The 13425-nt window shown below is 50.3% G+C and carries 1 protein-coding gene; it reads right to left on the bottom strand.

Going from position 1 to position 13425, the window contains the following annotated elements; all coding sequences use genetic code 11:
• Complete coding sequence (locus HAP68_RS08345; protein ID WP_024085321.1) at positions 1-13425, bottom strand: type I polyketide synthase; 13425 nt, start codon at positions 13423-13425, stop codon at positions 1-3.

Genomic DNA, 13425 nt, shown 5'->3' with positions numbered 1-13425 from the left:
TTATTTAAATGCTTTCCAAAACATTTTTTTCGCAGGAAGCTCTTGTTTCTCCGCTCGTACGACAGGTTCTTTTACCAGAGCCTTACGTCTTAATGACGGTACCGGCAGCGGCTTTCTTTTCAATCGGGTATCTTTTTCTTCCCAAGCTTCCAGAATGACGTGGGCGTTCGTTCCGCCGTCGGCAAAGCAGTTGATGGCTGCTGACGGTCTGGCTGCATCCCATTCGCCGGCTGTTTTATGAAAGTGAAAATCTGTCTTTGTTATATCAAAATGCGGCATCGGTTCGTCTCCTGAGAGAAACGGAACCGTTTGTTTATGCTTCAGCATTAATACGACTTTAATGAAGCTTGCAATGCCTTCTGCGCAAAGCGGATGCCCGATGTTCGGCTTGATTGACCCGATGCCGAGCGGAACATGCTGACCTGAGCGGTATACGGATTGAATCGCCTTCAGCTCAAGCAAATCAGTCACCGCGGAACCCGATCCGTTTGCTTCGATATAAGTGATGTCTTCCGGCTTTTTGCCGCTTTTGAGAAGCGCGCTTTGCATAACGTCTTTTTGCGCCTGCATATTCGGGGCTGACGGGCCTGCCGTTCTGCCGTCATTGTTCATGGCGGCAGCCTTAATGACCGCGTGTATCGTATCGCCGTCTTTTTGCGCCTGGCTTACTGTTTTTAACAGCACCATGCCGACGCCTTCACCGAGGACCACTCCGCCTGAACGCTTGTCAAATACGTGAAATGCCCGTTTCTCGTTTAACAGCCCGCGCTCTTGGAACATCCGGTGCGCCGCATCCGTGTTCAGCAGGCTGACGCCGCCAACTACCGCCGCTTTGATATCGCCGCTTCTCAGTGCCTGAACGGCCATGTTCATTCCTGTCAAAGCTGATGAACAAGCCGTATCAAGCAAGATACTCGGCCCGCGCAGATCAAAAAATTGCGAAACGTTTGCCGCTAAATAATTCTGCCCGCCCGCAACAATCGGGTTGCGGGTATTCGCAAGACTTTCAGGATCAGGCTGATGCTGGCTGCGGCCTCCGATATACACACCGGCTTCTATGCCCTTGATTTCTTCACGGGTATAGCCGGCATGGCACCAAAGTTTCAAGCTCTCTTCCAGCACCGCCAACGCCTGAGGGTCCATCGCTTTCACGTCGTTTTCCGGAATGAAAAAGAATTCGTAATCAAAGTGATCCATATTGTCAATCAATCCCGCAACATATTGATTTGCATATCCGAAACGTTCCGCCGGGACGGAGCCGATTGCGGACCTGCCGCTTCTCAGCAAGTCCCAATATTGTTCTAACGATTCCGCTCCCGGAAAACGGCAGCTCATTCCGACGACGGCAATGTCTTCAGTTACGGCAGCACGCTTTTGCTCAGTGTGAACCGTTTGTACGGCAGCCGGAACCAACATTTCCGTATCAGGTTCCTCCCTTTCTGCAAGCAGCGGCTGCCCATTGGATACAAGCCATTCGGCAAACGCGTCAATCGTCGGATGTTCATATAAAACAGACGGATCTAAGTCCTCTTTGAGCGCTTGATTCATTTGCTGTAAAAGCTGCGCTAAAATGATCGAATCAACCCCGTAATCCTGAAACGGTTCGTCTGTTTCCAGTTCATCCGGAGCGATTTTCAGCTCATCGGAAAACAATTTCACAAGCCACGCCTTCGTATCAAGAAGCAGTTCTCTGTCTGATTGTTTGTCCGCGGCTTTGCCGTTTATTACGGCTTCAGACTCTTTTTGTTTTTTCTCTTGACAGAGCAGCCTGTCGGGATGCCATTCGCTCCGATCAACGATAGCCGGCAGAACGGACGGGCGGATGTTTTCAGATAAAATGCGGTCCAGCAAGTCAAGTCCTTCCGCGTTGGACAGTCCCAGCAGCCCGGTCTGCTTCAGGTTTTCTGTGCGGACTTCACCCAATCCGGTTTCCTTCCAGTTCGGCCATTGAATGCTGACTAACGGATATTGATGCTGATGAGCCGCCGCGAAATAATCCATGTACGCATTTGCCATCGCATAATCCGACTGTCCCGCCGCGAGCGCCGGAACGACTGCAGATACTGAAGAAAATAAGACAAAAAATTGCAAAGGATCATTTGTGAAAAGGCTGCTTAATGTTTGAAGCCCGGCGACTTTCGGTTCAAGCACTTCTTGTATGTCGTCGGCAGTCTTTCTGATAAACGCCGGATTTACTGAATTAACCGATCCCGCACAGTGAATGACGCCGCCGATCGGTCCCATCGTGCGCCGGATCGTTTCAATTTCCGCTGCCGCCGTATCATGATCAGACAATTTCAGACTGATCACCGCCACTTGCACTCCTTTTGCTTCAAGCTCTTCAATCGCCCGTATCTTCTCTCTCAGCCTCGTATTAACGGCTGACCGTTTATGACGGGGAGGAATCGGCTCCCTGCCTGTCAGCACTACTTTTTTCACGCCGTGTTTTTCTGTGAAATGGCGGGCGCACAAGAGACCCAGTCCCCTCGTCCCTCCGGTAATGAAAAGCACATGGTCTTCAGGAAACGGTGCTGGCTTATGTTCTGCTCGCTTCCCGCTTGGAATCTCGCTGAACAAAGCACGGTATCTCTTTCCGTTTCGGCGGCAGACTTCCGGTTCTGTGCTGTCCGCCGAAAATTCATCTGCAATCTGTTTGGCAAGCGTCTGCTGATCCGTATCTGTATCGGCATCCATGTGTCTGGACGTCACGTTTTGATACTCATTTTGAAGCATTCTGTACAGGCCGCTTTTTGCCGCTCCTGCAAGATGAATCGTTTTCTGCTGAAATGGCTCCAAGCCTTTTGTTACATATAGCAGCGTCAGCGGCCGCGCTTGCCGGCGGCTTGTATCAATCAGAGTCTGGAGCCGGCTGATCCCTTCCAGTGAAGGGTCTTCGTCTCCGCATCCCGTCAGATCGATTACGCCATCTATGTGATTCCAATCGCTAGCTGCAGTGTCAGCGTCAGCGGCCGGGAGAATGAACGAGTCAGCGAAATGCTTCGCAGTCTCTTCGGCAAGTTCCGCTGTTCTTGCATCAGCCAGAATCATGACCGTCCTGCCGCTTTTCTCACCGGCCGAATCGATCTCACACGGAACCCATTGCTTTTCTAAAAGCACAGCCTTGCGCCGGTCTTCTGTTTCCTGCGATACGGCTTTCGGCTCAGGCAGCCAGTACGGCTCCTTCGCAAATGGGTAAGCCGGCAGACTGATTCTGCGGGGTTTTTCGCCTTGATAGAGTCTGTCCCAGTCCGTCTGAAGCCCTTTGGCCCACAATTCCGCTATTTTGGCGTATTTTTTCTTATCGAACCACGACCTGACAAGCTGCTTCAGATCATCGTCCGTTTCAAATGCTTTGATTTCTTTTTTTGCCGTTTTGATGTGGGCTTCATATATCCCTTCACCCGTATTTCCGTTTACAAAATCGGTTAAACGGCTGATCAGTTCTTCTCTCGAACCGGCTGTAACCGCAAGACGGTAATCCATCGCATCACGCCCGGTCTGAAGCGTGTATGCCATATCCGAAAGATTGATATTCTGATTGGCTTTTGCAAATTCGATCACAGACTCAGCATAGGTTTTTACCTGCGGCGCTTTTTTCGCCGACAGCACAAAAATGTTTGTCTCATCAGACTTGCGGCTTCCCCGGTCTTTCGGCTGATACTCTTCGATAACGAGATGAGCGTTTGTGCCGCTGTAGCCGAATGAGCTGACGCAGGCCCGCCGCGGTGCTCCGCCTGTTTCCCAAGGTTTAAGTTCGGTATTGACAAATAAAGGCGAGTCATCGAAATCAAAATGTTCATTCGGCGTGCTGAAATGAAGGGTCGGCACAAGCTGCTGGTGCTTCATCGACAGCAGAACCTTCTGTACGCTTGCTACACCTGCCGCCGCCGACGTATGCCCGATATTCGATTTAACCGAACCGATGGCGCAAAATTGTTTGCGGTCCGTTTTTTCCTTGAATACAGAAGATAAGGCTTCTAATTCAATCGGATCCCCCTGCTTTGTGCCGGTGCCGTGCATTTCCGCATAGGTGATGCTCTCAGGGTGGATGTTGTGCGCTTCATACACTTGACGCTCTAAATCCATTTGGCTTTTCGCGCTTGGTGCGGTAATGCCGTTGGTTTTTCCGTCTTGGTTAATTCCAGATCCGATAATGACTCCGTAAATATGGTCTTGATCGGCTTCCGCATCTTTCAGCCTCTTCAAAACGAGCGCCCCCGCGCCTTCGCCAGGCACAAATCCGTTCGCACTGTTATCAAATGCTTTACATTGGCCGTCAGGAGACAGCATTCCGGCTTCACACATGCTGATGTATGATTCAGGCGTTAAATACAAGGTGACGCCGCCGACAAGGGCCATGTCAATTTCATGATTCAACAGCGCCTGACGCGCCAAATGAGTCCCGACGAGAGATGAAGAGCATGCCGTATCGATCGGAATGGCCGGCCCTTTCAAATTGAGATAATAAGGAAGGCGGGCCGCCGCGATGCTGAAACTGTTGCCCGTCGCGCTTCCTCCTGTCTGATGTTTGTTTAACATCATTCCGTATTCATTGTTCATAATCCCCAAATAAACGCCGCAATTTTTTCCGTTTAATTCTTTTGAGCTGTAACCCGCATCTTCAAAGGCTTTAAAACCTTCCTGTAAAAATATCCGGTGCTGCGGGTCCATAAGTTCCGCTTCAGACGGAGAAATATTAAAGAACAGCGGATCAAACTCTTCAATGCCGTCAAGCATACCGATTGATCTGCAGTATACTTTGCCCTTCTTGTTTAAGGCCGGATCATAGTATTTGTTTACATCCCAGCGGGAAAGCGGGATGTCGCGAATGGCGTTTTTCGCACGGGCTAAGTTGTCCCAATATGTCTTTAGGTCCGGCGCATCCGGGTACTTGCCCGACATGCCGACGATGGCTATCGCGTCCGCTATCTCGTCTTTAGGCTCCCGTTTGGCCTGCACCGGTTCAGGTTCCTTTTGAACCGTTAATCTCTCCGGCTCGGCAGGTGTTTTCTCCTGCGGGGCGGCTTGCTGCGTAAGCGGCTTTGGACGTACGGGAACCGCCTGTTTTTTTCTGCCGCGGACGGACGGCTGCGTACGCAGAAAATCGGCAAATTGACGGATTGTCGGATAATCATACACTTTCGTTACGTTACAGTCCGTGCCGTACCGTTTATTGACGGCCTTTATCCATTCAAGAGCGGTAATCGAATCCATACCGAGGTCAATAAAGGCCTCATCAATATCCACTTCATGCCGCTCCATGTACAATACATCAGCCAGTGCTTTTGATAACTCGTCATGCACCGCTTCAATCGGTTCTTCCGGTTCGGCGGAAGCTGCCGTTTCAGACATCGCCTCCAGAATATCCGCTTCTGCTTGTATCACATGCTGCTTATGAGCGTTTAAAGGCTGCAGCAGTATGTTTGACGGTTTTTTTACGGCCTCTGTTTTCTGCGGTTCGGCTGCTTCCTCAAGGATCGGTTCTGTCCCGAGCTCTTTTTGCAAGAAGGCCGCAAACTGGCGGATTGTCGGATAATCATATACTTTCGTCACCGTAAGGGACGTGCCGTACGCTTTATTAACGGCCTTTATCCATTCAAGACCTGTGATTGAATCCATGCCGATATCAATAAATGTGTCATCTGCGTCGATATCGTCGGCATCCATATATAACACGTCCGCCAACCTTTCCGTTAATTCGGCACTTACTTTTTCAGCGGATACCGCCGGACGGGAAGCAGACTGTACGGTTCTTTTCGGTTTCGCGCCGCTCAAAGGCTGCAATGAAATGTTTGACGGTTTTTCTTTGGCAGTCTCCTCGTGAAGAGTTGGTACTTCAATGACCGGTTCCGGGACGGCCGCCGGTGCGATCGGCGCAGACTGTGTTTCGGCCGGTCTTTTGACAGCTGCATCAGCTGATGTGTCGATCCAATAACGGTCTTTTGCAAACGGGTAGGCCGGGAGACTGATTTTTTGCGGTCTGCCCATTTGATACAGTTTATCCCAATTCAGCGGAAGGCCCTTCACCCAAAGCTCTAATACCTTTGCGGCTTTGCCTTTTTCAAGCCATGCCTCAATGGTTTTTTCCATGTCCTCATCAGCCGCAAACAGCGCCATCGTGTCTTTATTCTGTTTGACTTGTCCGCGGTAGAGCCGGTCAATTGACTCCTTGCCGCCCGTAAATTCGTCAAGCTTTTCTTCAAGCTCGCGCAAATTGCTGACAATCATTCCGAGACGCTCTTCCATCGGTTCACGTCCGATTTGAAGCGTATATGCGATCCGGCTCAGATCCGCTTCCCGGTAACGCCCGCTCCGCAGCGCATCAAGAAGACGTTCCGCCCGTTTTTGAAGCCTTTGTTCATTTTTCGCGGAAAGGACGATCATCGACGGATGAGGTGCGGCAAAAGCCGTCTCCTTATCCTCATCAGCGGTATATTCTTCGATGACGATATGAGCGTTGACGCCCCCGGCTCCGAATGAGGAAAGCCCCGCGGTTCTCGGCAGTTCTTTATTTATTCCGTTTTCATTTATGACCGGTCTTTTCCACTCTTCAAGCGTCTGCTGCACTTTAAACGGCGTAGCGAGAAAATCAATATTCGGGTTAAGCGTCCGGGAATGCAGTGACGGTGCGAGTTTCTTATGTTTCATTTGCAGGAGCACCTTCGTCAGACCCGCGATGCCCGCCGCGCTTTCACAGTGCCCGATATTGGATTTTGCTGAGCCGATGGCACAAAACTGTTTATCTTGTGTTTGTTCTGAAAAGGCTTTTGTCAGACCCGTGATTTCAATCGGATCACCGAGTGAAGTCCCGGTGCCGTGGGCTTCGATGTAGCTGACCGCCCTCGGATCGGTTCCCGCGTCTTTTAACGCCTGTTTGATCACCGCGGCTTGGGCGTTCGGATTCGGTACGGAATACCCGTTTGTTTTTCCATCATGGTTTACGGCCGTTCCTTTGATCAGGCCGTAAATATGATCACCGTCCGCTTTCGCTTTAGAAAGCGGCTTAAGGAGTACCGCTCCCACTCCTTCACCGGGCACATAACCGTCCCCGCCTTCACCGAAACTTTCACATCTGCCTTTGCTTGATAAAAATCTGTTCTGGCCGAGCATCAAATATTTATTCGGATGAACGGATACATTGACGCCCCCGGCAAATGCTGTCTCGCATTCGCCGTTCCGCAAGCTTTGGCATGCCAGATGAATGGCTGTTAAAGAAGAAGAGCACATCGTATCCAGCGCCATGCTCGGACCGTTAAAACCGAATACATAGGAAGCCCTGTTCGCAATAGATGACGGATTTCCGGTCAGCGCAAGCGATTTTCCGCGCGCCTGTTCTTCGGCTCCGTAAAGCTGATATTCCTCATACATGACGCCTACGTAAACACCGACATTGGCGCCAAGCAAATCACCCGATTTTTCCGTGAGCTTTTTGCGCGTGTAACCGGCATCTTCCATCGTTTCGTAGACACATTGCAGGAATAACCGCTCCTGCGGGTCCATCAATTTTGCATCCCGGGGCGAAATAGAGAAGAATTGCGGATCAAATTTGTCCACGTCTTTCAAAAATCCTCCCCATTTTCCGTACGTCTTGCCTTCTTTATCTTTATCAGCGTCGTAATAAAGACTGTGATCCCAGCGATCGTTTGGAATTTCAGTTATGCAGTCAGTGCCTTCACTCAAGTTCTTCCAAAATTCCTGAAGATTTTCGGCCTGCGGATATCGTCCTGATATACCGATAATCGCGATATCTTCACGCTCCGTCACTGGATTTTTCCGCGTGTCTGTGCGGACTTGCGCAAAGCCTTTTTTGCCTTCATTCCGTATGGAAACGGGCTTTATTTCGGCTTTTTCAGACAGCACCGGTTTGGCTGCAGGGGTTTCTTCTGTTTTCAGCCCGGTCACTTCCAGCAGCGTGTCCCGGTGTGCTTTCATAAAATACTGCGCCAGCGATTCGATATTCTGATATTCGAAAAACAATGTTTTTGACAATGAACCGAAGCTCTTTTCCAGCCGGCCCGTCAAATGCATAATCATAATCGAATCAATTCCGTAATCTTCCATAGGCGCCTTGGCGTCAATTTTGCCGACAGGAAGTTTGGTTACTTCCGAAAGCACATGTTTCAAGAAATGCTCCGTTTTTTCTGCAAGCATGTTCTCTCCGCCTGCCGTAAGACCTGCCGGTTCTTCCGTTTCGCTGCCCTTATCCGGCTGATCATCCGCTGATTTTTTCAGAAACGCCCGGATTTTTGCGGCGTAGCCTTCCGTCACCATGATTTGGGATGTGTTTGCCGCCCACCCGCGGTACAAAGCATGGATGCCGTTTTCTGTTTTCATAGGGACCATGCCGCTTTCTTTTGTCAGCATCGCTTCCGTTTCAGCGTCAACCGTCATGCCGCCGTCTTTCCAAAGCGGCCAGCAGATTGAAAGGGTGTGTCCATAGCGTTCATTTCGGGCTTTTTTACGGTTTCTTTTTTCACTGAAGGCGTTCATAAACGCATTGGCCATCGCATAATCAGCCTGTCCCGCGCTTCCGGCGCTTCCGGCTCCGGAAGAGAAAAGAATCAGAAAATCAAGCTCAATGTCCTTTGCCGCTTCATCAAGATGAACCAGTCCGGAGACTTTCGGCGCCAGTACATCACGGATTTCATCTTTGTGCTTTTTCAGAATATAATTGTCTTTTATCATTCCCGCGCTGTGTATGATACCGTTTAATCCGCCGTACTGCCGGCAGATGTCCGCTGTGAGCGATTGAACTTCTTGTTTTTCCGTCATGTCCGTTTGTTTGTACACGGCTTGCGCGCCGAGATCGGACAGTTCTTGCAGCTGGTCTTTTTTACGGTTATCCAACAGAGAACGCCCCGTTAAAATAAGCACGGCGTCTTTTGCATGCCGGGCGATTTCTTTGGCGAATAAAAATCCGAGTCCGCCCGCACCGCCTGTGATCAGATAAACACCTTTATCCTTCCACGGCTTTTCGGCGCCGAACTGTTCAAGCCCTGTTTCCTGCCATTGTGCCGTATAGCGCTTGCCGTTTTCATAGCGAATATGTTTGTCATCAGGATGAGCGCTGCATTCTTTTACATATCGGGACAGCGTGTCTGCCTTGACGTCCGGCTCCAATTCAATCAGCTGGCCGGTCAGGTTCGGGTTTTCAAGCGCCGCTGTTTTCAAAAGCCCCGTTAAGCCGCAAAGGAGCTGCGTATCCGCTTCTTGAGGCACGACAATCTGAATGAGCTCGCGCCCGCCGGAATTTGAAGCGAGAATTTTCTTCACTTCTTCGAACGCCTGAAGCGCACAAGCTTCAAACCGTTCGTCTTCACTCTTATGCTGATCACGGAGCACGTGACAGCTGAAGTCTGTCTGTATGCTGTTCATTTGATCCGTAAACCGGTCTGATATCATCACGTGACGGGCTTTGAAATGAGTCGGCGCTTTTTCATGTACAGCGGCATTCTCTTCCCATACGTGTTCAAAAAATAGTGTATCTGTTTTATCCGTTTCAATTTCCCGTGCGGAATAACCAGTCATTTTCACACATACATTGCCTTGTTCGTCACATACATCAATATCCAGCTTCTGCACGGCATCTTCTGGCTTGCTTTCGCCGCTGTACGCAATGGAAACCCACATATCGCTTTTACAGCTTTTCAACACATCAATCTGTTCGAGAGCAAACGGCAGCATCGGCCTTATGTCATTCCCGTCTCTGTCAAGCATTAACCCGATTGTCGCGTGGAAAGCCGCATCCAAAAGGCTCGGATGGAGGACAAACTGATCTTTTGTATGAGAAATAGATGACGGGAGTGAGAGCTTCGCGAGCACTTTGCTGTCTTTTGCATAGATTTCCGTGACCGCTTTGTGAGCATCCCCGTATTCAATCCCCATCTGTTTGTATGCCTGATAGCAAGCGTCAGGTGTGATCAGACGGCGAGACTCTCTTAATTTGTCAATCTCGATTTTGGCCGGTTCGCCCCCTCGGACAAACGCCGCGCTTCCTTGCGCATAGAGAACGGGCTCTTGTTCCGAGGAAGCCGATTCACTGTAAACCGTGAAGCCCATCTCCCCATTTTCTTCATCATAAAGACGGAGATACAGTTCTGCGGATTCATCCGCCGCTGTAAACGGACGTATCCATACGACGTTTTTCAGACGGACTGTTCCTTCTTCCTTCGTTTCTGCCGCGTGTTCAACGGCCGCCCGGACCATTTCCAGATAAGCCGCGCCCGGTAACGTCCGCTCGTTTTTGACGACGTGATCTTTCAGGAAAAATTCTCCGCCGCTAAAAGAGGACCGGAAACGAACACCTGACATGTTTGATACATTTTCATGAAGGAGCGGATGCAGCATGCCTGCCCTTTTTTGCGGCAGCGATTCTCTTTTCTCCGCCTTCGGCACCCAATACCGGATTTTTTCAAACGGATATGTCGGCAGGCTGATCCGATTCGGTTTGTTTTCACCGTACAAGAGATTCCAATCCATCGTTCCTCCGCCGGTCCACTTTTCGGCAATCATCTCCAGACTCCCGGAAGAAAGCCATTTATGTATCAAGTCCGGAGCAAGCTCTGCCTGATTGCTTTTATCGGCTCGGTTCCGCCAGCATCCTCTGACCGTTTTACCCGCCAGAAAGCCTTCCAGCCGCTCTTTGAGCTGTGTCATATTCTGAGCGGTGAACGCAACCCGCTCCTCCATCTGTTCACGGCCGATCTGAAGTGTATACGCCGCATCCTCAAGCGGCAGGCCGGGATAAATAAATGAAGACAGCTTCGCAACATACTCTTTTAGCCGTTCTTCATTCCGGGCGGAAACCGGGAAAATGAAAGTCTGTTCTTCTGCCGGTTCATACGCTGTTCTCCGTGATTCTTCAGGGATAAATTCCTCCAGAATGAGATGCACGTTTGAACCTGTCGCCCCGAAAGAACTGATGCCCGCACGCCGGGGATATACGGTCTCGTTTCCGTTTTCCGTCACTGATGGCTGCTGCCATGCTTCGGTATGATGCTGGACGTAAAACGGTGATTGTTCAAAATCTAAATACGGATTCAGCTCCTCGGAATGAAGAGACGGCACCAAAGTTTTATGGTGAAGCTGCAGGGCAACCTTGCTTAAGCCGCTGATGCCCGCCGCCGATTCCGCATGGCCGATATTGGACTTCACTGATCCGATCGAACAGAACTGTTTGTCCTGTGTGTACTGGCGGAACGCCTTGACAAGGCCTTGAACCTCAATCGGATCGCCGAGAGAAGTTCCCGTCCCGTGCGCCTCAATATAACTGACCGTGCGCGGATCGATGCCCGCTTTGTCCAGGCATTCTTCAATCAAATCGGCCTGCGCGACAGGACTCGGCACGGAAATTCCGCTCACTGTCCCCACGTGGTTGACGGCACTGCCCTTTATCACCGCATAAATCCGGTCTCCGTCTTTTACCGCCTCTCGCAGCGGTTTTAATAAAACGGCACCGATTCCTTCAGCCGGTACATAGCCGTCTCCGTCTTTCCCGAATGTATGACAAACCCCGTCTGTTGAAAACATGTCCCATAAACCGTATGTCAGATATTTATTCGGATGCAGCGACAAGTTGACCCCTCCGGCAACCGCCGATTCACATTCCCCGCGCCGAATGCTTTCCGCAGCAAGGTGAACCGCAGTCAGCGAGGATGAACAGACCGTATCGACCGCCATGCTCGGCCCGTGAAAATTGCAAAAATATGAAACTCTGTTTGCGATTTGCGCATAATTAAGAGAAAGCGGGAATACATGATCTTCAGAAGAAGCTTCAGCCCCGACCAACGTATAATCCTTATGCATCACCCCTGCGAAGACACCGACGCGCTGCCTCTTATTCCGTCCGCGCGCCTCTGCGAGCGACTTCGGCGTATATCCGGCATCCTCAATCGTTTCCCAGCATGTTTGTAAAAACAGCCGTTCCTGAGGGTCCATTGTTTCAGCTTCCCGCGGCGTAATCCGGAAAAATTGGGGATCAAAGCAATCCGGATCATCAATAAATCCGCCCCATTTTGAAATGCTCTTTCCGGAAGGCGACTTTACATTTTCAAACCGGCGCCAGTCCCAGCGAGACTCCGGAATTTCGGTGACACAGTTTTTTCCTTCTTTCAGGTTTTCCCAGAATTCATGAATATTTTCGGCCTGCGGATAGCGGCCGGCCATGCCGATAATCGCGATATCTTCATCTTGCGGAACACTGCTTTTCCGTCTTCTTTCTGTTTGCTTCTCAACCTGCTTCTCTATTTTTGCAGGAGACGCGCTGAAATGGCTTCCGTACTGCTCTGTCAGGAAAGCCGCCAGCTCTGATGCCGTCGTATATTCAAACAGCAAAGTCGGAGAAAGGGTTTCGCCGATTTTTTCACTGATCGTTTCGACGACGTCAAGCAGTCCGGACGATGTCAGCCCCATTTCATAGTAGCCGACTTGAGAATCAATCTGTTCAAGCGGCTTGCCGATTTTTTCAGCCATCAGATTCATGACATACCGTTCTGCTTCCTCATGCGGGTGTCCGCCTTCAAGCGATGCCGCAACTTCCGGTAAACCGACTTTTTCAGGAGGCTTCTCAGCAGTCTTTCGGTCTGTATTGATCAGCTCGGCATCCCGCACGAGCTTGCTTGTGAAATCTTTCAGCTCGGCTACTTTTCGGCCGGATGTGTTAAAAAACTCCAGTGTAATGTAAATGAGCTCTTTTTCCTGCCGAAGCGACGAACGTTTGATTCTCGTGATGCAGCCGGCCTGCAAAGGTTCGGAAGCTGTAAAAGATTCGTAGAAAAGAGGCAGAAACAGCCTCTTTTCCCCATTTAACAGCGAGGAGATCAATAGGTTTGCGCCGACGCCGCTTCCGTCAAGAAGAGTCGGATGGAACAAAAACCCTTCGGCCTGTCCCATCGCGTCTTTTCCGAGCGATACATCAAAGGTGACGCCGTCCCGCTCCTCAAACACTTCTCCTTCCGCTTTCATATATCCGCTGTGAACCAATTCCTGGCTTCTGCATTGGGCATACAGCTCATTTAAATCGATGGTGCGTTCCGCCTCGCGTTTGACAGAGTCAAGATCAAGCGTGTCACTGAAAACTGCGGGTGCCGTCTCGTGCATTTCCGCTTTGACGTAAATACGTTCTTCCGGCTGGACTCGTCCGCCGCTGACCTCAGCCCCTTTTGCGGTAAGTTTCCAGCGCCCTTCTTTTACCTTTGTACATTCAACCGTAAGCTTGACGGCGCTGTCTTCTTTCGCGATAAGCGGCTGATATATGGATAAATGGCGCAGCTGAAGCCCGTCGTATGAATAGCCGCGCTCTTTAAAAATCTGATAAAACATATCAATATAAGCCAATCCCGGAAGGACTTTTTGTCCGTAAACGTCATGATGTAAAATAAACGGATTTTTCAGCGATAAAGTGATTTGCTTATTGAAGTTCTTCAC

The organism is Bacillus sp. Bvel1, from assembly GCF_014872755.1.
In the GTDB taxonomy this organism is placed as follows: domain Bacteria; phylum Bacillota; class Bacilli; order Bacillales; family Bacillaceae; genus Bacillus; species Bacillus velezensis.
This window is presented reverse-complemented; position numbering and strand designations above follow the sequence as displayed.